At 72.9% G+C, this 21,202-nt stretch carries 19 protein-coding genes and 1 pseudogene; 12 read left to right on the top strand and 8 right to left on the bottom strand.

Annotated elements, in window-relative coordinates; genetic code table 11:
* Positions 1–9: 9 nt before the first annotated feature.
* The 3 genes from ACH47Z_RS22070 to ACH47Z_RS22060 all read right to left on the bottom strand — a co-directional run bounded on the left by ACH47Z_RS22070 (position 10) and on the right by ACH47Z_RS22060 (position 4,755).
* Complete coding sequence (locus ACH47Z_RS22070; protein ID WP_399076121.1) at positions 10–1,899, bottom strand: ArnT family glycosyltransferase; 1,890 nt, start codon at positions 1,897–1,899, stop codon at positions 10–12.
* Positions 1,900–2,068: 169 nt separating this feature from the next.
* On the bottom strand, positions 2,069–3,859 hold the full coding sequence (locus ACH47Z_RS22065) for a bifunctional sugar phosphate isomerase/epimerase/4-hydroxyphenylpyruvate dioxygenase family protein (RefSeq protein WP_399076119.1): 1,791 nt from the start codon (positions 3,857–3,859) through the stop codon (positions 2,069–2,071).
* Entirely contained in the window at positions 3,859–4,755 is an 897-nt protein-coding gene (locus ACH47Z_RS22060; protein ID WP_399076117.1) for a shikimate dehydrogenase, read from the bottom strand. The genes ACH47Z_RS22065 and ACH47Z_RS22060 overlap by 1 nt, the downstream gene beginning before the upstream one ends.
* Before the next feature lie 176 nt (positions 4,756–4,931).
* Between ACH47Z_RS22060 and ACH47Z_RS22055 the strand changes: the two genes are divergently transcribed.
* The gene (locus ACH47Z_RS22055) at positions 4,932–5,597 is read left to right on the top strand and encodes a TetR family transcriptional regulator (RefSeq protein WP_399076115.1); all 666 of its coding nucleotides are present in this window, start codon (positions 4,932–4,934) and stop codon (positions 5,595–5,597) included.
* Between the two features lie 172 nt (positions 5,598–5,769).
* Complete coding sequence (locus ACH47Z_RS22050) at positions 5,770–7,134, top strand: MFS transporter (protein ID WP_399076113.1); 1,365 nt, start codon at positions 5,770–5,772, stop codon at positions 7,132–7,134.
* A 24-nt stretch (positions 7,135–7,158) separates the two neighbouring features.
* On the opposite strand, the gene ACH47Z_RS22045 is transcribed toward ACH47Z_RS22050, so the two are convergent.
* Positions 7,159–7,500 (bottom strand): VOC family protein, encoded by a 342-nt coding sequence (locus ACH47Z_RS22045; RefSeq protein ID WP_399076110.1) that lies wholly within the window; start codon positions 7,498–7,500, stop codon positions 7,159–7,161.
* A gap of 236 nt (positions 7,501–7,736) precedes the next feature.
* Between ACH47Z_RS22045 and ACH47Z_RS22040 the strand changes: the two genes are divergently transcribed.
* Complete coding sequence (locus ACH47Z_RS22040; protein ID WP_399076440.1) at positions 7,737–10,433, top strand: LuxR C-terminal-related transcriptional regulator; 2,697 nt, start codon at positions 7,737–7,739, stop codon at positions 10,431–10,433.
* Positions 10,434–10,556: 123 nt separating this feature from the next.
* A complete protein-coding gene (locus tag ACH47Z_RS22035) occupies positions 10,557–10,754 on the top strand; it encodes a hypothetical protein (RefSeq protein WP_399076108.1) in 198 nt (65 codons plus the stop codon).
* Between the two features lie 15 nt (positions 10,755–10,769).
* Here ACH47Z_RS22035 and ACH47Z_RS22030 read toward each other — a convergent pair whose 3' ends face one another.
* Positions 10,770–11,231, bottom strand: a complete 462-nt coding sequence (locus ACH47Z_RS22030) for a potassium channel family protein (protein WP_399076106.1) — start codon at positions 11,229–11,231, stop codon at positions 10,770–10,772.
* A gap of 415 nt (positions 11,232–11,646) precedes the next feature.
* Here ACH47Z_RS22030 and ACH47Z_RS22025 point away from each other — a divergent pair, with 415 nt between their 5' ends.
* From ACH47Z_RS22025 to ACH47Z_RS22010, 4 genes and pseudogenes are all read left to right on the top strand, one after another.
* Positions 11,647–12,993: a hypothetical protein gene (locus ACH47Z_RS22025; RefSeq protein WP_399076104.1), complete on the top strand. Its 1,347-nt coding sequence runs from the start codon at positions 11,647–11,649 to the stop codon at positions 12,991–12,993.
* A 120-nt stretch (positions 12,994–13,113) separates the two neighbouring features.
* The gene (locus ACH47Z_RS22020; RefSeq protein ID WP_399076102.1) at positions 13,114–13,557 is read left to right on the top strand and encodes an SHOCT domain-containing protein; all 444 of its coding nucleotides are present in this window, start codon (positions 13,114–13,116) and stop codon (positions 13,555–13,557) included.
* 58 nt (positions 13,558–13,615) lie between these two features.
* Positions 13,616–14,047, top strand: a complete 432-nt coding sequence (locus ACH47Z_RS22015; RefSeq protein WP_399076100.1) for a hypothetical protein — start codon at positions 13,616–13,618, stop codon at positions 14,045–14,047.
* Between the two features lie 21 nt (positions 14,048–14,068).
* A pseudogene (locus ACH47Z_RS22010) lies at positions 14,069–15,081 on the top strand (CorA family divalent cation transporter).
* Between the two features lie 18 nt (positions 15,082–15,099).
* Here the strand turns inward: ACH47Z_RS22010 and ACH47Z_RS22005 are convergent.
* On the bottom strand, positions 15,100–15,693 hold the full coding sequence (locus ACH47Z_RS22005; RefSeq protein ID WP_399076098.1) for a TetR/AcrR family transcriptional regulator: 594 nt from the start codon (positions 15,691–15,693) through the stop codon (positions 15,100–15,102).
* Positions 15,694–15,794: 101 nt separating this feature from the next.
* Here ACH47Z_RS22005 and ACH47Z_RS22000 point away from each other — a divergent pair, with 101 nt between their 5' ends.
* A complete protein-coding gene (locus tag ACH47Z_RS22000; RefSeq protein WP_399076096.1) occupies positions 15,795–16,673 on the top strand; it encodes an NAD(P)-dependent oxidoreductase in 879 nt (292 codons plus the stop codon).
* A 1-nt stretch (position 16,674) separates the two neighbouring features.
* Here the strand turns inward: ACH47Z_RS22000 and ACH47Z_RS21995 are convergent, their stop codons facing one another.
* Entirely contained in the window at positions 16,675–17,124 is a 450-nt protein-coding gene (locus tag ACH47Z_RS21995) for a PPOX class F420-dependent oxidoreductase (protein WP_399076094.1), read from the bottom strand.
* An 89-nt stretch (positions 17,125–17,213) separates the two neighbouring features.
* Between ACH47Z_RS21995 and ACH47Z_RS21990 the strand changes: the two genes are divergently transcribed.
* The 3 genes from ACH47Z_RS21990 (at position 17,214) to ACH47Z_RS21980 (ending at position 20,437) form a co-directional block, all read left to right on the top strand.
* Entirely contained in the window at positions 17,214–17,801 is a 588-nt protein-coding gene (locus tag ACH47Z_RS21990) for a TetR/AcrR family transcriptional regulator (protein ID WP_399076092.1), read from the top strand.
* Complete coding sequence (locus ACH47Z_RS21985; RefSeq protein ID WP_399076090.1) at positions 17,798–19,147, top strand: MFS transporter; 1,350 nt, start codon at positions 17,798–17,800, stop codon at positions 19,145–19,147. Before ACH47Z_RS21990 ends, ACH47Z_RS21985 begins: the two co-directional genes overlap by 4 nt.
* 66 nt (positions 19,148–19,213) lie before the next feature.
* Complete coding sequence (locus tag ACH47Z_RS21980; protein WP_399076088.1) at positions 19,214–20,437, top strand: serine hydrolase domain-containing protein; 1,224 nt, start codon at positions 19,214–19,216, stop codon at positions 20,435–20,437.
* 24 nt (positions 20,438–20,461) lie between these two features.
* On the opposite strand, the gene ribA is transcribed toward ACH47Z_RS21980, so the two are convergent.
* Positions 20,462–21,133 (bottom strand): GTP cyclohydrolase II, encoded by a 672-nt coding sequence (gene ribA / locus ACH47Z_RS21975; protein WP_399076086.1) that lies wholly within the window; start codon positions 21,131–21,133, stop codon positions 20,462–20,464.
* Between the last annotated feature and the right edge of the window lie 69 nt (positions 21,134–21,202).

Here is a 21,202-nt window from a genome sequence, read left to right as displayed (position 1 = left end):
CGGCCCGGTTCACCTCTGGTGGGCCGGGCCGCAGTCGTACAGCAGCTTGCCGCGGTCGCGGGGGTCGTAGGCGGAGCGCGGGACGAGCGTGCAGTGGGCGGCGGTCCAGCGCAGCAGCGCGCCGACGGGCCGCCGGTCGTCGCGGGCGCCGCGCTTCAGGTCGGCGCGCGGGACGACGACGTAGCGCAGCCGCCCGCTGTCCACCAGCGCGCGGAAGGCCGCCGGCCGCGGGAACGGGACCTGGCCGGTGTAGCCGCCCATCGGCAGCACGGACGCGTCGGCGGCGATGACGTACGGGGCCGCGCTCTCCCAGCCGGGGACGGCGGCCAGATAGCGGGCGCCGCCCCGGTGCGCGGTGAGATAGGCGAGCAGCCGCCGTTGTTCGGGGCGGAGGGCGGACAGGGCGGTGCCAGTGCGGGTGCTGGTGGGGCCGACGCGGCCGAGGCCGCCGGGCTGGTTGTAGCGCAGGGAGAGGGCGGACGCCGACCAGCCGGCCGGGATCAGCAGCACGGCGGCGAGCCCCGCGGCGAGCGCGGCCGGCCGGCGCAGGGTGGCGAGGAGTACGGCGACCAGGCCGAGGGCCGCCGCGCAGGGCACCGCCCAGGTCTCGAAGTGCCGGTACCGCAGCGCCAGGGACACACACCAGACGACGTTGACCACCAGCACGGCCGACAGCAGCATCCGGGAGCGCCGGGCCTGGACGACACCGGCGGCGGCGAGCGTGGCCACGGCCACCGCGACGACGCCCATGTAGTAGGTGTGGCCGGTGACGCTGCCGAAGCTGAAGGCGGCGAAGAAGGTCGCGCCCCACACGCCCCACAGCACGAGTCCGGCGAGCTGCCGGTCGGTGCGCGCCGGGCGCCGCCGCCGCAGTGCGACGATCCCGCCCGCCAGGCCGAGTACGGCGAGCGGATACAGCCAGCCGGTCTGGGAGGCCAGGCCCGGCGCGACCATCTTCCACACGCTGTCGCCCATGCCGGGCCCCGTCCCCTGCGCGGCGCGGGCCGCGTGGCTCGCCACGATGCTGCCGGTGCCGGCCGCGTCGACGCCGACGGCGTGGAAACGGGTCAGGAAGTTGTAGCCGACGACCAGCGCGAACGGCGAGTCGTTCGTGGTGCCGTCGAGATACGGCCGGGACCCGGCCGGGGTGAGGGCGGCCACCAGCATCCACGACACCGACACCGCCACGGTGACCGCGCCGGCGAGGGCCACGTGGGCGATCCGGCGGCGCAGTGCGGCGGGCGCGGCGACGAGGTAGGTGGCGGCGAGCGCGGGCAGCACCGCCCACGCCTCCAGCATCTTGCACTGGAAGGCCAGGCCCACCCAGAGGCCCGCGAGCAGCAGGGTGCGCGGGCGGGCCTTCTCGGCGGCCCGCCAGGTGGCCTCGGCGGCCAGCAGCAGGAGCAGCACGAACGGAGCGTCCTCGGTGACCGACCGGCCGAGGCCCACGGTCACCGGCGTCAGCGTGAGGAAGGCGGCGGCCAGCAGCCCGGCGGTCACCCCGGCCCACCGGCGCACCAGGACATGCAGCAGGAGCACACAGCCCACCGTCTCCAGGGCCTGCGGCAGCACCAGCGCCCACGGATGGAAGCCGAACACGAGCGCGGACAGGGCCTGCGGCCACAGGAATCCGGGCAGCTTGTCCAGGGTGAGGGAGCCGGCCGGGTCGAAGGAGCCGTAGAAGAAGTCCGTCGGGCTGTCGGTCATGCTGCGCACCGCGCTCGCGTAGAACGCGTGGTAGGTGCTGTGCTCGAGGCCCCACAGGCAGAGCACGGCGGCGAGCAGGCAGATGCCCGCGAGCACCGGCCGCTCGTACCGGTCGGTCCGTGGGCGGGGCGGGGCCACGGGCGGCGGCCCGCCGTCCCGGACGACCGGCTCGGTGGGGGTGCTGCTCAGCATGAACGGCCTTTCGGGCTCCCGGAACGGAAGTGTCCGGGCGCGGCGCGCACACCGGATCTCGCGGAGTATCCGCCGCCCGACATGTACGGAGCCTGAACCGGAACTGAACCCGATGGAGGTCTCACCGGGCTCTCACCCCTACGGGGAATCCGGTAAGAGCCCGGGCGGTTCAGCGCAGGAGCCGTCCCGCGTGCTGGGCCGCGAGCCGCACCGGCGCGTTCGCGGCGCCGTAGCCGAGGTGGCCGGGGTCGCGCTGGACGAGTTCGAAGAAGACGCGGCCGACGGTCTCGGTGTAGCAGTGTCTGAAGGCGCCGCCCGCGTCCCGGTCGTAGAGGATGCCGAGGTCCTGGTACGTCTCCAACTCCCCCTCGGCGAAGTCGAATCGGGCGGCGAGGTCGTCGTAGTAGTTGGCCGGGACCGGCAGCAGGCGGCCGCCGGCCGCACGGAAGGCGCGGGCCGCGGCCACCACGTCGTCGGTGGCCAGCGCGATGTGTGCGGCGTGCACGGTCTCGTCGGCGGGCGCCGCGCCGACGGTGAGGGCGATACGGACGCTGCCGTCGGCGTTGGTCACCGCCCGGCTCCGGCGCAGCCCGTAGGGGTCGGCGAGGTCCACGCTCTCCTGCGCGCCGAGCCCGAGGACACTACGGTGGAAGAGGGTCGCCTCGTCGAAGTGGTGCCAGGGCTGGGTGAGCGCGAGGTGGTCGATACGGGTGCCCGGGGCGGGCGCGGGGGCGTCCGGCAGGTCGGCGAAGTCACCTCGCCAGCCTGGGAGTTGGGAATCCTTGGTGGCGAGGAGAAACAGTTCTGTTCCGTCGGGTGCGGCGACCGCGTCGAGCGGGGCGTCCCCGGGGGCACGGAGGCGGGGCAACACGGGCGCGTGGAGGGCCTCGGCGCGGCGGGCGGCGGCCGCGGGGTCCGGGGACCCGAGGCCGATCGCGGCCAGCCGGGTGCCGTCGCGGCGGTCGGTGGCGGCGGTGTTGACCAGGATCCGGGCCTCGCCGCGCTCCCACAGGTCGACGGGTTTGCCGCGGTGCCGGGCGGTGCGGGTGAAGCCGAGCGCGGTCAGCAGGGCGGTGACCGGTTCGGCGTCCGGGGTGCGGAGTTCGGCGAAGGCGACCCCGGTGGGCACGACGGGCGGCGGCAACTCGGCGGCGCCGACAGCCTCTTGGAGCAGCAGCAGGGACCGGTGGGCGTCCACGGCGGTGGAGCCGGCGTCGGCCTGCCGGAAGACGTCGTTGAAGACCTCGAGTGACAGCGGCCCTTGGTAGCCGGCCTTGAGGACGTGCCGCAGCAGCCTGGTGACGTCGAAGCCGCCCTGGCCGGGGAAGCACCGGTGATGACGGCTCCACTGCAGCACGTCCATGGCCGGCAGCGGGGCGTCGGCGAGCTGGAGGAAGAAGATCTTCTCGCCGGGTATGTCCTCGATGCCCCTGGGGTCCGAGCCCCGGGAGAGGATGTGGAAACTGTCCAGGCAGGTGCCGAGCGCCGGATGCCCCGCCGCCTCGACGATGCGCCACGCGTGGTCGTACGTGTTCACATACCGCCCCCAGGCCAGCGCCTCGTACGCCACCAGGATCCCGAACTCCTGGGCCAGGTCAGCCAGTTGGGCCAGCTGCCCGGCGGCGAGGGCGTCGTCGTCCAGGGCGAGCGGGGAGACGCTGGAGCACACGAGGACGGTGTCGGCGCCGAGCCGCTCCATCAGCTCGAACTTGTGCCGGGCCCGCCGGAGATTGCGGGTGAACACCTCTTCCGGTACGGCCTCGATGTCCCGCATCGGCTGGTACAGATCGATGCTCAGCCCGAGATCGGCGCAGCGGGTGCGTATCTCCTCGGGAGTGAGGGGGCTGGCGAGGAGGTCGTTCTCGAAGATCTCGACGCCGCCGAACCCGGCGCGGGCGGCGGCCGTGAGCTTCTCGGTGAGGGAGCCGCTGAGGGAGACGGTGGCGATGGCGGTGCGCATCACCGGACACCACTTCCCGAACGCTCCACACCGGCCAGTTCCTCGAAGTCGGCCAGCATGCGACCGCTGTCCGGCTCGAGCCCCGTGAACAGCCGAAACGCGTCCGCGGCCTGGAACACGGCCATCCCGCCCCCGGACAGCACGGCACACCCACGCGCCCGGGCGACCCGCACCAACTCGGTCTCCAGCGGCCGGTACACCACCTCGGCGACCCACATCCCGGGCCGCAGCAGCTCAGCGGGCACCGGCAGGCCGGGATGGGCGGCCATACCCGTAGGGGTCGCGTGCACGAGCCCCCCGGCACCGTCGGCCTCCGCAAGCAGCACAGGCAACTGATCGAGAGACGCGGCCTCCGCCCGTCCTGGGCCGAAGTGCCGTACGAGGGATGCGGCGAGGTCGGCCGCGCGGTCGGGGAGCGCGTCGACCACCGTGACCCGGCTCGCGCCCAGGGTCAGCACGGCGTGCGCCACCGCCGCGCCCGCGCCGCCCGCGCCGAGCTGGACCACCCGCTCCAGCGGGGCGTCCGGCAGGCCGCGCGCGAAGGACGCGGCGAAGCCGGTGACGTCGGTGTTGTGACCGACGGCCCGGCCGCCGTCCTCGAAGACGACGGTGTTGACCGCGCCGAGCGCCTCGGCCCGCGCGTCGAGCGCGTCCAGGTGCTCGATGACGAGCTGCTTGCAGGGGTGCGTGATGTTCAGCCCGTCGAAGCCGAGGTCACGGGCGGCCCGGACCAGGTCGCCCACCGCCTCCGGTGCCACCCCGAGGACGTCGGTGTCGAGGAGCCGGTAGACATAGCGCAGGCCCTGCCGGTCCGCCTCCCGCTGATGCAGGGCGGGGCTGAGCGAGGGGCCGATACCGGCACCGATCAGCCCGACGAGATACGAGTCCTTGGCCACGCGAGCCTCCCGGGGCAGCGCTGATACAGCGAAGCTAATGTACGAACCAGTACGTTAGCTATATCAGCCGCCGAGGCCTCGAGGAAGCCCCCGGCGGCATCCGCGGCCCTGCTTCTACAATCACCGGCACGACTGACGAGCGTTCAGTCCAGGCACCCACGGCCCGAAGGAATGCGATGACCAGCGTCGAAGAACCCCTGCGACCCGGCGGGCGGACACGCGACGCCGCCCGCACCCAGGCCGAGATCCTCGACGTGGCCACGCAGGAGTTCGCGCGGGCCGGTTACGACGGCGCCCGGGTCGACGAGATAGCGGCCCGCACCCGCACCACCAAGCGGATGATCTACTACTACTTCGGCGGCAAGGAACAGCTGTTCACGGCCGTGCTGGAGCGGGCGTACGGCGTGATCCGCGACGCCGAGCAGCAGCTCGACGTCGAGCATCTGGACCCGGTCGCGGCGATCCGGCGCCTGGCCGAGCTGACCCTGGACCACCACGAGCAGCACCCGGACTTCATCCGCCTGGTCAGCATCGAGAACATCCACGGCGCCGAGCACATCGCGGCCTCCGCGAAGCTCGGCAGGATCGGCTCCCCGGCCCTGGACGTGATCCGCCGGATCCTCACCGCCGGGCAGGAGTCCGGGCTGTTCACGGCCGACGTGGACGCCGTCGACCTGCACGCCATGATCAGCTCGTTCTGCTTCTTCCGGGTCGCCAACCGGGCGACCTTCGGCGCCCTGTTCGGCCGCGACCTGGTGGACCCCGGCCGGCGGGAGCACTACCGCACCATGCTCGGCGACATGGTGATCGCCTATCTGACGGCGGAGCGGACGGACGCCTGACGAGTTCGGGCTCCACCTCTTGACACAGGGGTAACACGCGCGCAACATCCCACCCACCACGACTAACTATCCAGTGGGTTAATTAGCCGCCGTGATCCGGCCTCACCCGCTCCCTCCCCTCGTCGCTCACCCCGCCCTTTCCGTAGGGTGGGGTTCCTCCGAAGGAGCCGCCGTGTCCGTCCCCACCCCTGCCCCCGCGCCCGCCGCCGACGCCCCTCCCGGCCAGCCCTGGAAGGCGGCGACGGCCGCCTGGATCGGCAGCGCGCTGGAGTACTACGACTTCTTCGTCTACGGCAGCGCCGCCGCGCTGATCTTCCCGAAGGTGTTCTTCGACGCCTCCGACCCGGCCACCGCCACCCTGCTCTCGCTCGCCACCTTCGGCGTCGCCTACGCCGCCCGGCCGCTCGGCGCCCTGGTGCTCGGGCACATCGGTGACCGGCTCGGCCGCAAGAAGATCATGGTGTTCACGCTGATCCTGATGGGTCTGTCGACGTTCCTGATCGGCTGTCTGCCCACCCGCGCCCAGGCCGGCTCGCTCGCCCCCGTGCTGCTCGTGCTGTGCCGTGTCCTGCAGGGCATATCGGCGGCCGGTGAGCAGGCCAGCGCGAGTTCCATGACCCTGGAGCACGCGCCGCCGGGCCGGCGCGGGTTCTTCACCAGCTTCACCCTCAGCGGCACCCAGGGCGGCCAGCTCATCGCCACCCTCGTCTTCATCCCGGTCTCCCGGCTGCCCGAGGACCAGCTGCTGTCCTGGGGCTGGCGGGTGCCGTTCTGGCTGAGCGTGGTGGTCGCTGTCGCCGGCTACGTCATCCGGCGCCGGCTGCGCGAGACCCCAGCCTTCGCGAAGCAGGTGGCCGGCGAGGGCGTGGTCCGGCTGCCGCTCGCGGTGCTGCTGCGCGAGCACTGGGCCGATGTGCTGCGGGTGATCGCGGGGGCGCTCGTCGCCTCGGTCAGCACGATCTTCACGGTGTGGGCGCTGGCGTACGCCACCAGCGACGCGGTCGGCATGTCCCGTACCTCGATGCTGTGGGTCGGCGCCCTCGCCAACCTGGTCGCGCTCGGCGCGATCCCGCTGTGGGCGACCCTGTCGGACCGGATCGGGCGCCGGCCGGTGTTCCTGATCGGCGCGGTCGGCAGCGCGGTGGCGATGACCGGCTATCTGTGGGCGATCTCCACCGGCTCCTACCCGCTGACCCTGGCCCTCGGCATCGTCGCCTTCGGCCTGGTCTACAGCGCCGCGAACGGGGTGTGGCCCGCCTTCTACGGCGAGATGTTCGCGACCCGGGTCCGGCTGTCCGGCGTGGCGATCGGCACGCAGACCGGCTTCGCGGTGGCGGGATTCGCGGTCACCTTCGCCGCCGGGATCGCCGGTCCGGGCGGCGACGACTGGGCGGCGGTGGCCCTGTTCACGGCCGCGCTGTGCGTACCGCCGGTCGTCGCCGCGCTGTCCGCCCGTGAGACGCACACCGTCCCGACGGAACTGCTCGGCGAACGCGAGGGCCGGCAGCCGACGGGGGCGGAGCGGGTCACGGCCTGAGGCTCGTAACGCTTCCGGGGGCCGCTACGGGCGCGGGTGGCGGGGCTCGTACAGGGCGAGCTCGGCGCCGCCCGGCAGCCGGAGGGCGGTCACCCGGCCCCAGCGGGCCTCCTCCACGGGGCGGCTGAACTCCGCTCCCCGCTCGGCGAGTTGACGCCGGGTCTCGTCCAGGTCGTCGCACATCAGCATCAGCTCGTGCGAGGGCTCACCGTCGGTGGGGTGGCAGGCCACCTCGGCGGGCGGCGCCTTGAAGATCAGCCAGCCGCGGCCCGCGTCGACGTAGTTCCAGCAGAGGGTGCCGCGCAGAAAGGCCCGGTCGGCCTCCGGGTCCCGGCTGTAGATCACCACATGTGCACCGTTGATCACGCGGGGAGGCTAGTGCGGCGGGCGGGGCCGGACAAGCACCGGCGCCGTAGCGACAGGCCGACGAAAGATCCCGGGGCCGGCGGGCCCGCGTGGACCGGGAGCCTCCGGGTCCGTCAGGGCTGTTCCGTCCCTGCCAGGGACCAGTGGCTCCTGTTGCGCATGAGGGTGCAGGGAACAAGCTGGTGGGAGGGGGAACGTGGTCCGTGACCCGACGATCACGAGTGGTGGTGAGCACCATGGCCGTACCGGGCGAGGACGGACCGGCGCCGACCCCCTCGCAGGCCGATCCCCGAGGGGAGCCGTTCCTGCGGACACGGTTCGCCGTACCGACGCGTCCCGTGACGTTCCTGCGCCGCGACCGGCTGGCCGGACACCTCGACGATGCCCCCGCGACCCCGTTGACCGTGGTCCAGGGAGCCGCGGGGGCGGGCAAGACGCTGCTGGTCGCCGACTGGGCCTCGGCGTGGGACGGGCCCGTGGCCTGGCTCACCGCGCGGGTGGCGGACAAGGGGTGCGGAACCTTCTGGGCGTACCTCCTGCAGGCCCTGTGCCTCGCCGGTGTGCCGGTGGACACCGATGTCGGCTTCCCCATCGAACCCGGCCGCGTGCACGACGCGCTCCTCACCCGGCTCGCCGCCCGGCTGAGCGCCCGGACCACACCGGTGATCGTGGTCATCGACGAGTACGACAGGGCAACCGACCCCGAGATCGCGGACCAGCTGGAATTCGTCCTCCAGCAGGCGGGACACGGCATGCGCCTGGTCCTCGTCACGCGCACCGAACCACTGCTCCCGCTGCACCGTTACCGGGCGGCCGGCGCCATCACGGAGATCAGGAACGCCGAGTTGGCCTTCACCCGCGACGAAGCCGCCGAGCTGCTGGCGCTGCACGGGCTGAGCCTCCCGGCCGGCGACGTGGGTGCGCTGGTGGAGCGCACCCGGGGCTGGGCGGCCGGACTGCGGCTGTGCGCCCTGGCCGCGCAGTCGGAGCCGGATCCGGGCACGTATCTGAAGGAGTTCGAGGCCGACCGCACCACGATCGCCGACTTCCTGCTGGCCGAGGTACTCAAGCGGCAGACGGCGGAGACACAGGATCTGCTGCTGCGGAGCAGCATCCTCGAACGCGTCTGTCCCGGTCTCGCCGACGCCCTCACCGGGCGCACCGACGCCGAACTCATCCTGACCGGTCTGCACCGTGAGAACGCGTTCGTCGAGTACCTCGGGCACGCCTGGTTCCGTCTGCATCCGCTGTTCGGGGAGATCCTCCGCGCCCACCTCCGGGTGCGCTGCCCCGGGCTGGAGACCGACCTCCACGGCCGCGCGGCGCACTGGCTGCGGCACTCGGGGTCCCTCGGCGAGACGCTCGGCCACGCGGCCGCGGCGCACGACTGGGAGACCGCCGCCGGGGCCCTCGTCGGCGGTCTCGCCATCGGGGAGATCTTCACCGGCCTGCACGTCGACGAGCTGGCCGAGCTGTTCTCCCGCATGGGGCCCGGGCCCGCCGGCCCCGCCACGGACCTCGTCCGTGCGGCCCGCGCGCTGTCCCGGTGCGACGTCGAGCACGGTCTGTCCCGCCTGCGGCGGGCGGCACGGGTCCTGACCTCGCGCGGCGGATCGTCCGACGGCGAGGGCGATGCCGCGGACGGCCTGGCCGCGACCCGGCTGAGCTGCGCCTTCCTGGAAGCTCTGGCAGCGCGCCTGGCCGGTGCGCCGGGCCGGGCGGACACGGCCGCACAGGCCGCGGAGAGGCTTCGGCGCGACGTGCCCGGCAGGCTGCTGGAAGAGCACCCCGAGCTGTTCGCGCTCCTGCTCACCCATGTCGGTTCGGCACGCCTGTGGGCCGGCCGGATGCGGGACGCCCGCGCGGCCCTGACCACGGTGGTCGATTCCGGCCGGGCGGGGGCGACGGCACCGGCGCGTCAGGAGTGTCTGGGTCATCTGGCGCTCATCGACTATCTGGAGGGCTGGCCGGGCAGGGCCGAGCGCAGGGTGTCGGCCACGGTCACCGCGGCGGACCACTGCGGCCCGCCCCCGGCGCCCGAGCCGGGGCTGGGCTCCCTGGTCCTGGCCGCGGTGGCCGTCGACCGCGACGAGCTGGACCGGGCCCAGGCGCTGCTCGACGCCGCGACGGACGCGCGGCGCCTGCCACTGGACCCGGTGGCGCAGGCCGGGGAGGCCGTCGTCGCAGGGCGTCTGTTCCTGGCCCGCGGTGACACGCAGGCCGCACTCGAAGCGGCGGACCGGGCGGTCGTGGCCGATGTGGCGTCTCCCTGGGCCGCGGCGCACACGGCGTCCGTGGCCGCCGCCGCCCACCTCGCCGAGGGCCGGCCGGAGATGGCCGTGAAGCTGCTGGCGGAGGAGCCCGACGGCGAACCGGTGTGCCTCGTGGGAGCCGCGCAGGCGGAGCTGGCCGCGGGCCGGCCCGAGGCCGCGGCCGAACTGCTCGGCAGAGTGCGGCCGCAGGGCCACGTCGGCCCGGCCGTCACGGTACGGGCCGCACTGGTCGGAGCCCAGCTGGCGGGCGAGGCCGGAGACTTCGCCTGTCAGCGCGGGCTCGTCGCCCAGGCACTGCGGGAAGCCCGGCGTGAGCGGCTGCGCCGCCCCTTCGTGGACGCGGGACCGTGGCTGCGCCCGTTGCTGTGCACCGTGCCGTTGCGCGCGCTGGCCGAGGGCTGGCTGCTCCCCGGTCCGTCGGCGCCCGGCGGACCGGCGCGGGCCGGGGAGCAACCGCTGCCGGTGGTGGAGGAGCTGAGCGAACGCGAACGCGACGTCCTGCGCCGGCTGGCGCAGCCGATGTCGACGCAGGAGATCGCCGCCGATCTGTACGTGTCGGTCAACACGGTCAAGACCCATCTCAAGAGCGCCTACCGGAAGCTGGCCGTGAACCGGCGTCACGACGCGGTGCGCCGCGCGCGCGACCTGGGGCTCCTGTGACACTCCGGGGGCGCGGCGCTGGTATCACCTCCCCCGGGTGAAGCAGCGCGGCGGACCGGGGGCGGAGGATCGCACGGACAGGGACGGGCACGCCCCTTCGGGAGACATGGGGAAGAGCGGCTCATGCGCTACGAGATTCGCGTCGACGGACTGATGACCGAGACGCTGGTCAAGGCGTTCCCCGAGCTGGACCACGTACTGATGGCCGGTCAGACCGTCCTCTTCGGAGCGGTCGTCGACGAGGCACACCTGTACGGACTGCTGGCCCGCTGCCAGTCGTTGGGGCTGAGAGTCCTGGAGATACGCCAGACGCCGTCGTGATCCGGCCGTCGCACCTCACTCCGGCGGCCTGCGCTCCCGGCGCCGCAGGCCGACAAGGACCGCGGCCGCGAGCACCCGTACTGCCACACCCACGAGCAGCAGACTGCAGGTCATCTGGCACATCACCACCACCCTGCCCGTCCCGGAGACCGGGGTGATGTCGCCGAAGCCGACGGTGCTGAAGGTGCTGAGCGTGAAGTACAGGGCGTCCGTTCTGCTCAGGTGCTCGCTGAAGGAGCCGGGCACGGCGCGTTCGAGCAGGTAGTAGACGCTCGCGAAGACGACCAGATACAGGGGGACCGTGGCGGCCAGCGCCTCGACGGCCTTCAGCCGCGGCGAAGGCGAGCGCGCGATGAGCCACACCTCCCACCCGAAGAACAGGACGACCGCCAGCAGGCCGCAGACGAGGACCAGCGCGGTGACCCCCCAGCCGTGCCAGTCCAGCGGCAGCAGGTAGTACGCCGCGACAAGGCCCACCGCGACGCCGACCGCCCAGGGCGACGGCCACGGCCGTGGCCCTGGGCCCCGGCCGGCCGGCGCGCTCCGCCCGCTCCGGCGGGGTCCGCTGCTTCCCGGCAGCCGCTGGATCGGTCATCGTGCGCCTCTTCGTCCGCTCCGCCGCGGGCCGGCCGCGGCCCTGCGTACCCACCTCATCGTCCCGGCCCCCCGCCCGGATCACCCGCCAGGGGTGACGCCCACGGCGGCCGGCCGGGGGGACGCTGGCCCGGTGAGGTCCCCGCACACGGCCCCGCGGCCGTCCGGAAGCGGATCCGCCGATCGCGTGAGGCGGAGCCATGACCGAACCGCGTGGTCACGAGCCGTATGCCGGACGGGAGCAGTCTCCCGGCGGGGCCCCTTCACGCGAACGTCCGAACATTCCCCAGGAGGAGCCATGGCTTCCGGCACCCCCTCCAGGCCGTCCGATGCGGGCCCGCCCGAGCAGGCCGGTCATGTCCTGAGCGCCGAGGAGCACGCGGAGTACCTGCGGCTCCGCCGTGTCTCGCGGCTGCGCCACCGGGGGCTGCGGCGCATCGGCGCATCGGTCCTCCTGGTGCTGACGCTCGTCCTCGCTCCGCTGGCCGTCGTCGCGGTCTGGGTCCACGACACGGTCGCCGACACCGACCGGTACGTGCAGACCGTGGCACCGCTCGCCTCGGAACCGGCCGTGCAGAACGCCCTCGTGAACCGCCTGACCGACCGTGTGGTGGCCCAGGTGGACGTCCAGGCGGTGACGGCCTCGCTCAGCAAGGTGCTCGCGGACAACGGGGCGCCGCCCCGGGTGGTCGACGCCTCGAAGGCGCTGACCGGCCCGCTGCGCTCCGCCGTGCAGACGGTCGTGCACCGCGTCATCGACCGCGTGGTGACCAGCGACGTCTTCAGGGAGGCATGGGTGGCGGGCAACCGGCGGGCGCAGTCCGCGGTGGTGGGCATGCTGACCGGACATGGGCAGGGAGCGCTCAAGGCCCAGGGCGACACCGTGCAGCTCGATATCGGAGTGGTGATCGACCAGGTACAGAAGCGCCTGGTCGACGCCGGCTTCAAGCGGGCCTCCGCCATCCCGAAGATCGACCGCTCGGTCACCCTGTTCCGCACCGACAAACTCCACAAGGCCCAGAACGCGATGCTGCTGCTGGACGTCCTCGGAACGTGGATGCCCGTACTGGCTCTCGCCGTGGCCGCCGCGGGCGTGTGGGCCGCTCCGGGACACCGGGTGATGCTGATGGTCACCTCCCTGGGCATCGGCGCCATGATGATCGTGCTGCTCGTGGCCCTGGTCGTCGTACGGCGGGTCTACCTCGACTCGGTTCCCCCGACGGCGTTGCCACCCGATGCCGCGGCGGCGATCTTCGACACCTTTGTCCGTTTCCTGCGTGACAGCGTCCGTACGCTGCTCGTCGTCTCCCTGATCACCGCGCTGGCGGCCTACCTGTACGGGCCAGGCCGAGCGGCCCGGGCCGTGCGGTCCGTGGCGCGGAAGGGCACCGCGGTGGCGGGGCGGGGACTGAGCCGCGCCGGTGTGCACACCGGCCACTTCGGGCAGTGGCTGACCGTCCGCCGGCCGTGGACCACCGGCGTCACCATCGGGGCCGGTGCCCTGGCCCTCGTGCTGTGGAACCACCCCACGGTGGGTGGGGTGGCGCTCGTGCTGCTGCTGGTCGTGGCGGTGCTCATCGTCACGGCCGTCCTCGCCGCCGCGACGGGGCCGGCCCCCGGCCGGGCGGATCCGTCGTACTCGTGACGGCCGTTCACCCGCCCCGGGTGAGGTGGCCACGTCCCCGCCCGGCGCACGCTGAGGAGCGTACGGGGCAGAACCGTACACAGGCACTACCGGGCGCGGACCCGGAACGGAGGAAGCGACATGAGCGCGCAGACCTACCTCGCGTACGACTATCCGGCGCTGAGTGTCTTCTGGTCCATGCTGGTGTTCTTCCTGTGGATCATGTGGTTCGTCCTGCTCTTCCGGATCGTCGTCGACATCTTCCGGGACGACGACCTGGGCGGCTGGGGCAAGGCCGGCTGGCTGGTGTTCGTCGTCGTCCTGCCCTTCCTGGGCGTCTTCGTCTACCTGATCGCCCGCGGCAGGAACATGGGCCGCAGGGAGGTCCAGCACGCCCGTGCGCAGCAGCAGGCCGTCGACGCCTACATCCGCGAGACCGCGCAGGCGGCCGCACCCCCCACCAGCGCCGACGAACTCGCGAAGCTGTCCGGGATGCGCGCCCGCGGCGACATCACCGACGAGGAGTTCCGGCGGGCGAAGGAACTGGTCCTCGCCGGCAGCGGGCCGGCCAAGGAGCACACGTGACGTCCCGTCCGGCTCGGCGCACTGAGCGCGTCGCACAGCACAGAAACGAGGTCGTACGATGACCGCCACACACGGCACGCACGCACCCACGCCCACCGCCAGGGAACAGTGGGCGACCGGCCTGATCGCCTTCGGCGCCGTCATGCTGATCCTCGCCGGGGTACTGAACATCTTCCGCGGCATCATGGCGATCGCGCACGACGACGTGTTCCTCGTGACACGCACCTACGTCTTCCGGTTCGACCTCACGGGCTGGGGCTGGATCCATCTGGTCCTGGGCGTCGTCGCGCTGCTCGTGAGTGCCGGCCTCGTCCGGGGCGCCCTGTGGGCGCGGGTCTGCGGCGTGGCCATCGCCTCGCTGATCATCCTCGCCAACTTCCTCTCCCTGCCGTACTACCCGGTGTGGTCGATCGTTCTGATCGCCTTCTCCGGATTCATCATCTGGGCCCTGTGCGTGGGCAGGAGCGGCGCCTCCGACCTGTTCGACTGACGGCCGTAGGCATTCAGGGCAATGATCGTCACGATGGTGTCGATGCCGGAGGGGGTCACGACGCGTCTCTCCGTGTCGGAGGCGCGTCGGCGGCTCGCCACGGACCGCTTCCTGCTCCTCGGTGTCGAACTGCCCGAGGAGTCCGAGGAGGAGGGCCCGGCGGACGAGCCGCTGGCCCGCCGGCTCGGGCTGGACGCCGAGGAACTGGCCTGGTTCGGCGCACCGGGCGAGTCCGCGCGGGCCGAATTCCTGGGCGACATCGCCGGGTTCGTCGTACCGGTGGTCCATGACGTGCGGGTCGCCCATGTGCACGCCCTGGCCGGCGAGCGTTTCCTGGTGATCGCCCACCGGGGGCGGGCCGCTCTGGCGGCGGACATCACGACGCAGCTGCGACGGGAGAAGCCCCACGACGCCGTGGACACGCTGTTCCTGCTGCTCCAGGAGGCGCTGGCGACGTTTCGCCGGGCCGCGGTGCGGGCGCTGCTCCAGGTGGAGGAGCTGGAGGACGCCATGTTCGAGGAGCGGCGGCCCCAGCAGATCTACCGGCTGTCCCAGCTGTGCCGCCAGGCCGCCCTTCTGCACCACTCGTTGCTGCCCTACCTGCAGGTGGTCGAGGAGATGGTCACCCGCAGGATGACGAGCCACGACTTCCCGGTGGAACGGCAGCGGCTCGCCCAGGACTTCCAGCGGGCGGCACGTCTGGTCCTCGCGGACATCGAGTCCCTCCAGGACGCCGCCCGCCGGGCCTTCGCCAGTTACGGGTCGCGGGCGAACAGAACGGCGTGATCAACCGGTTGACCATCGTGTCGGTCATCTTCCTGCCGTTGTCGTTCCTGACCGGCTTCTTCGGTATGAACTTCACTTTCATGACCGACGAGTTGGAGAGCAGGGTGGTCTTCTGGCTGCTCGCCGTGGGACTTCAGGTGGTCGTCCTGCTCGTCGCCGTCTACGTGCTGCACCGCACCCGCGTCTGGCGGAGACTGCGGGAGGAGGAAGACCAGAACACCGGTGAGGACCTCGGCGCCGAAGGATGAGTTGCCGTACGGCCGTGGTCAGGGGGCCGGGGCCACCGCCGCGTCGAGCAGCGGACCCAGTTCCCGTACGGCCGTGGTCAGGGGCCCTACGTCCTGTTCGGCGCGGGCCATCAGGATCGCGCCCTCCAGGGTGCTGATCATCAGCGTGGCCAGGGACTCGGCGCGGGCCGCGGGGACGCCCAGGCCGGCCAGGGCCTCGGCGAGCGGGGTCCGCCAGGTCGTGAACGCGGCGGCCACGGCCTCACGGGTCGAGCCGCCGGCGAAGGCGCACTCGGCGGTGGCCGCGGCGACCGGGCAGCCCGCGGCGAAGCCGTCCGCCGCGTACTCGTCGGCCCACTGCGCGACCATCGCCGCGAACAGCCTGCTCGGCGTCGGCTCCTCGAGCCCCGCGAGAAAGCGCGCGATCCGCCTGCCCGCATACCGTCCGGCCCAGCCGACCGCCTCGTTGACCAGCTGTTCCTTGCCGCCCGGGAAGTAGTGCTGGAGGGAGCCGCGCGGCGCGCCGGCGTGGGCGACGACATCGCGCATCCCGGTCGCGGCGACCCCCTGGCGCCGGATGAGCTGGGCCGCGCTGAAGACCATCCGCTCCCGAGGGCCTCGCTGCTCACTCATCGGCTGCCTCCGTCCCTCTCCGCCTCCACTCTATGACCGGCGTCATAACGGCCGCTACTATGACAGCGGTCATAGTCGGCCTCCGGAGGGAAAGGCAGCCCGTGAACGTCGGTTTCATCGGTCTCGGAGTGATGGGCCGGCCCATGGCCCTGCGCCTGGCCTCCGCCGGCGCTCCCCTGGTGGTCTGGAACCGGACCCCGGAGCGGACCACCCCCCTGCGCGCCGCCGGCGCCGAGGTCGCGGCGAGCGCCGACGAGGTGTTCGCGCGGGCGGACGTGGTGCTGCTGATGCTCGCCGACGAAGCCGCGGTCGACGGCGTCCTCGGCCGCGGCACCCCCGCCCTCGCCGCCCGCGTCGCGGATCGCACCGTCGTCCACATGGGCACGACCTCCCCCGAGTACTCCCACGCCCTCGAGGCCGACGTCCGCGCCGCCGGCGGCCGCTACGTCGAGGCACCCGTGTCCGGATCACGGGTCCCCGCGGAACAGGGTCAGCTGGTCGCCATGCTCGCCGGGGACGAGGACGCGGTCGCCGCCGTACGACCCCTGCTCGCACCCCTGTGCCGGGAGACGTTCGTGTGCGGCCCGGCACCCGGCGCCCTGCTGATGAAGCTGTCGGTCAACCTCTTCCTGATCACCCTGGTCACCGGGCTGACCGAGGCCTTCCACTTCGCCGAACGGCAGGGCCTGGACCGCCGGCTGTTCCTCGACGTCCTCGACGCGGGCCCCATGGCCAGCGGGGTCTCCCGGATGAAGGCGCCCAAGCTGCGCGAACGGGACTTCGCGGTGCAGGCGGCCGCGCTGGACGTCCTGAAGAACAACCGCCTCATCGCCGAGGCCGCCCGCAAGGCCCGGCTGGCCTCACCCCTGCTCGACGTGTGCCACACCCTGTTCGAGGAGACCGTGGCACGGGGGTACGGCGGCGAGGACATGGTCGCCGTACTGCGGGCGATCGAGGCGCGGACCGCCGAGCAGTCGTAGATCACCCCTTCTTCGGGTTCTTCGGGATCCCGTACGCCCGGTCGACCCGCAGCCGTACGACCAGGCGCCGGTCGCGGACCATGGCCGCCCGGTAGTCGTCCCAGTCGGGGTGTTCGCCGCCGACGTCGCGGTAGAGCCGGATCAGTTCCTCGACGGTGTCGTCGTGCGGGTCCTGGGCGACCGGGCTCAGTTCTGCCGTGCCCTCGGCGACGGTGTACGACCAGCGGTCGGCGCTGGTGACGTGGTAGGAGGCGCGGGGGTCGCGGCGCAGGTTGCGGGCCTTGGCGCGGTCGTCGGTGACGGAGATCCGGATGATCCGCTCGTCGGGGTAGTAGGCGTGGCTGACGTTGGACAGCTGGGGGCGGCCGTCCTGTTTGAGGGTGACCAGGACGCCACCGTGACCTTCGGCGAGCAGTTCGAGGAGTGCGTCCTGCGCGGTGTCGTGAGTCATAGCAGCTTCAACTCGCCGGAGCGGGCCCGGCATTCCCGCACGCCGCACGGTCGGTAGACACTGTCTACCCAGCCTGGTAGACAGTGTCTATGACTGAGTCCGACACGGGGTTGCGGGAACGTCTCGTCGATGTGGGCGTGGAGCTGCTGGCCGCCGAGGGACTGCCGGCGCTGACTCTGCGGGAGATCGCCCGGCGGGCCGGTGTCTCGCACGGGGCGCCGCGCCGTTACTTCCCCACCCATCTGGAGCTGCTGTCGGCCATCGCGCGGCGGGGCTTCGCCGATCTGGCCGAGCGGGTGGAGAGGGCGTCCGATCCGGGTACCGGACCGCGTGCGCGGGTGGCCGCGTTGGCGCGGACGTATCTGGAGTTCGCGCTGGACAGCCCCGGCATGTATGAGCTGATGTTCCGTCATGACCTGCTGGAGAGTGGGCATTTGGGGTTGCGGGAGACGAGTCTTCCCTTGTTCGAGCGACTCGTCGGGCTGGTCGGCGAGGTGCGGCCGGAGGCCGGCGGTGCCGATGCCCGGCGGGTGGCGGGGGCGTTGTGGGCGAATCTGCACGGGATCGCGCAGTTGTGGCGCTGGCGCAGTCTCCAACTGGCCGTCGGCAGCGACGACTTCGGGCCGCTGCTGGATGCGGCGCTGGCCGCGCACCTGGGTGCGGAGGGCGGCCGGTGAACCGGCGGTGGACGCTGGCGAGCAGCGTGGCGGGCGCGGTGGTGGTCGCGCTGGACGGTACGGTCCTCACGGTCGCGCAGCCGCGGCTGCAAAGGGAGTTGGGGGCTTCGTTCGCCGAGGTGCAGTGGACCAGTACGGCGTATCTGGTCGCGGTGGCGAGCCTGCTGGTGTTCGCGGGGCGGCTCGGGGACCGGTTCGGGCACCGGCGGGTGTTCGCGCTCGGCATGCTGGGGTTCGGGGTGGCGTCGGCGGGTGTCGGGCTCGCGCCCGGGGTGGGGTGGGTGATCGGACTGCGGGCGGTGCAGGGGGTGTTCGGGGCCCTGTTGCAGCCGGCCACGCTGGGCATGCTGCGGGCCGCGTTCCCGGCGGACCGGCTGGCGAAGCCGCTCGCCGTGCGGACGGCGGCGATCGCGCTGGCGGCGGCAGCGGGACCGGTGGTGGGCGGGGCGCTGGTGACCTCTCTGGGCTGGCGGGCGGTGTTCTTCGTGAACGTGCTGCCCGCGCTCGCCTTCGGCCTACCGGCCCTGCGGCGCCCGGAGCGGATCCCGGCGGGCGCCCGGACCGGGCTGGACGTGCCGGGGGCGGTGATGCTCGCGGTGACGCTGGCCTGCCTGGTCCACTCGCTGACCGTGCGGCCCGTCTCCTGGGCGGGGCTCGTCCTCGCCGGAGCCGGTGCCGCCGTCTTCGTCCGGCACGAGCGGCGTACGGCGTCACCGCTGCTGCCGCCGGGTGTCCTCGGCTCGCGGACGGTCGGGGCGGCGCTCGGCGTCCTGGTCGCGGTGTCGGCGTCCCTGTTCGGCACACTCTTCGTGGCCACGTACGTCCTCCAACGCGGCCTCGGTCTCGACCCGTTGGAGAGCGCGCTGCGCAGTCTGCCGCTGGCGGTGCTGATGGTGGCGTCCGCCGCGCTGTGCCCGGTGCTGCTGCGCCGGCTCGGGGCGCGCGGTACGACGACGGCGGCGACGGCACTGCTGGCGCTCGGCGTGCTCGTGCTGGCGCGGGCCGCCTCGGCGCCGGTGTTCGGCTGTGGGTTCGCCCTGCTGGGCGCCGGGTTCGGGACGGTGATGGTGGCGGCCACCCATGTCATCGTGACGGAGGCCGAGGCGGCGGTCGCCGGAGTGGCGGGCGGGCTGCAGCAGACCGCGCTCAACGTGGGCCCCGCCCTGGGCGTGGCCGCGGCGAGCGCGCTGCTGGGCGCCGGGACCGTACCGGCGCTGCTCGTCCTGGCCGCCGTGGCCGCCCTCGGGGTGCCCCTGGCCTGCGCGCTGTCCGCGGCGGGCGGCGTCACGTCGGTCACACCCACCGGCGAAGATCGGGTACGGGGCGGGGTTCCTGCGGGACGATGAGCACCGGTGCCTCCCGGCCAGGCCGGCCGGGAGGCACCGCGTACGAAGGCGACCGGAGGAGAGCGAATGGGCAAGCTGCGACAGGAAGTCGGCCCGGACGAGGCGGGGTTGGACGACAAGGCGCTGGACCGGCTGGACCGGTACGTCACCGACCTCGTCGACGAGGGCCGGCTGCCCGGCTGTCTGCTGTCCGTGGCCCGCGGCGGCCGCGTCGCCCACCTCACCACGTACGGCCGGCGTGATGCCGCGGCCGGGCTGCCGGTCGAGCCGGACACGCTGTGGCGGATCTACTCGATGACCAAGCCGGTCACCGCCGTCGCCGTACTGCTCCTGGTGGAGAAGGGCCGGCTGGGCCTGGACGACCCGCTGGAGCGCCATCTGCCGGCCTTCGCCAACCCCCGGGTGTACGCGAGCGGTTCGGACGCCGAGCCGCACACCCGGCCCGCCGCCGGCCCGATCCTGATCCGCCATCTGCTCACCCACACCGCCGGGCTGACCTTCGGCTTCTACCATCACCACCCGGTCGACGCCCTGTACCGCGCGTCGGGCCTGGAGTACTCGGTGCCGCCGGGCGCCGACCTGGCCGAGACGGTCGAGGTGTACGCGCGGATGCCGCTGCAGTTCGACCCGGGCACCCAGTGGAACTACTCGGTCGCCTCGAACGTGCTCGGCCGGGTGATCGAGGTGGTGTCCGGGCGGCCGCTGGACGCGTTCTTCGCCGAGCGGATCCTCGGCCCGCTCGGCATGACCGACACCGGTTTCCACGTCGTGCCCGAACAGGAGCCCCGGCTGGCCGAGTTGTACCGGGAGACGAACGCCGGCGGGATCGAACCGGTGCCGGGGCTGCCGGTGCACGGCCGGCCGCGGTTCCTCTCCGGCAGCGGCGGCCTGGTCTCCTCGGCGTACGACTTCCACCGGTTCATGGAGATGCTGCGCCGGGGCGGCGAACTGGACGGCGTCCGGCTGCTGTCGGCGGACAGCGTCGCGCTGATGAGCCGCAACCAGCTGCCCGGCGACGCCGTGCTGCGCGCCTTCGGCGCCCCCGTCCACCAGGAGCCCGGCAACGACGGCCTCGGCTTCGGCTTCAACGTCTCGGTGGTGGTCGACCCGTCCCGCACCCTGGCCCCGTCCAGCCTCGGCACGTACGGCTGGACGGGCGCGGCCACGACCGCGTTCTGGGTGGCCCCGGAGCATGAGCTGACGGTGCAGTTCATGACCCAGGTGCGCGCCAAGACGCTGAAGGTGTTCCCGGAGCTGCGGCGGCTGGTGCACGAGGCGGTCGTGAACTGACCGCCCGGACCGCCGGGCCGGCCGTCAGGAGCCGTGGGCGACGGCGTCCAGGTGCGGCAGGATGTGGTCCAGCCGCTCCCGCTTGGTGCGCAGATAGGTGATGTTGCTCTCGCACGGCTCGATCAGCAGCGGAACCCGCTCGGCGACCTGGATGCCGTGCCGGACGAGGGCCTCCCGCTTGCGCGGGTTGTTGGACATCAGCCGCACCGAGCGCACACCGAGGTCGCGCAGGATCTCGGCGGCGACGCCGTAGTCGCGGGCGTCGACGGGCAGGCCGAGGGCGAGGTTCGCCTCCACGGTGTCCAGGCCCTCCGCCTGCAGGGCCATCGCACGCAGCTTGGCGAGCAGGCCGATACCGCGGCCCTCGTGGCCCCTCAGGTACACGACGATGCCGCTGCCCTCGGCGGCTACGGTGCGCAGGGCGGACGCCAGCTGGTCGCCGCACTCGCAGTGCTGGGAGCCGAACGCGTCGCCGGTCAGGCATTCCGAGTGCAGCCGGGTCAGCACGTTCTCGGTGCCGATCTCGCCGTACACGAGGGCCACTTGCTCGTCGCCGCGGTCGTGGTCCAGGTAGCCGATCGCCTGGAACTTCCCGTACACGGTGGGCAGCGGTGCGTTCACGACACGTTCCGCGCCCGATCGCCGGGGGGACTTCGTGCCGAGAACGCCGATGGTGTCGCCGATGTTGTCTGTCATGATCTGTTTCCTAAGCAGAGACGAAAGGCCGTGAAATGACGAGTGGTTCGGGTGCGCGTGCGGCGGCCC

Source organism: Streptomyces sp. NPDC020192, from assembly GCF_044388685.1.
Taxonomy (GTDB): Bacteria; Actinomycetota; Actinomycetes; order Streptomycetales; family Streptomycetaceae; genus Streptomyces.
The sequence above is the reverse complement of the archived record's forward strand: the minus strand, read 5'-3'. Positions and strand labels throughout refer to the sequence as shown.

Coding starts and splice junctions, on each gene's coding strand:
- ACH47Z_RS22070 (WP_399076121.1), bottom strand. CDS start 1,899: ATGCTGAGCAGCACCCCCACCGAGCCGGTCGTCCGGGACGGCGGGCCG.
- ACH47Z_RS22065 (WP_399076119.1), bottom strand. CDS start 3,859: ATGCGCACCGCCATCGCCACCGTCTCCCTCAGCGGCTCCCTCACCGAG.
- ACH47Z_RS22055 (WP_399076115.1), top strand. CDS start 4,932: ATGACCAGCGTCGAAGAACCCCTGCGACCCGGCGGGCGGACACGCGAC.
- ACH47Z_RS22040 (WP_399076440.1), top strand. CDS start 7,737: ATGGCCGTACCGGGCGAGGACGGACCGGCGCCGACCCCCTCGCAGGCC.
- ACH47Z_RS22035 (WP_399076108.1), top strand. CDS start 10,557: ATGCGCTACGAGATTCGCGTCGACGGACTGATGACCGAGACGCTGGTC.
- ACH47Z_RS22025 (WP_399076104.1), top strand. CDS start 11,647: ATGGCTTCCGGCACCCCCTCCAGGCCGTCCGATGCGGGCCCGCCCGAG.
- ACH47Z_RS22020 (WP_399076102.1), top strand. CDS start 13,114: ATGAGCGCGCAGACCTACCTCGCGTACGACTATCCGGCGCTGAGTGTC.
- ACH47Z_RS22015 (WP_399076100.1), top strand. CDS start 13,616: ATGACCGCCACACACGGCACGCACGCACCCACGCCCACCGCCAGGGAA.
- ACH47Z_RS22005 (WP_399076098.1), bottom strand. CDS start 15,693: ATGAGTGAGCAGCGAGGCCCTCGGGAGCGGATGGTCTTCAGCGCGGCC.
- ACH47Z_RS21995 (WP_399076094.1), bottom strand. CDS start 17,124: ATGACTCACGACACCGCGCAGGACGCACTCCTCGAACTGCTCGCCGAA.
- ACH47Z_RS21990 (WP_399076092.1), top strand. CDS start 17,214: ATGACTGAGTCCGACACGGGGTTGCGGGAACGTCTCGTCGATGTGGGC.
- ACH47Z_RS21980 (WP_399076088.1), top strand. CDS start 19,214: ATGGGCAAGCTGCGACAGGAAGTCGGCCCGGACGAGGCGGGGTTGGAC.
- ribA (WP_399076086.1), bottom strand. CDS start 21,133: ATGACAGACAACATCGGCGACACCATCGGCGTTCTCGGCACGAAGTCC.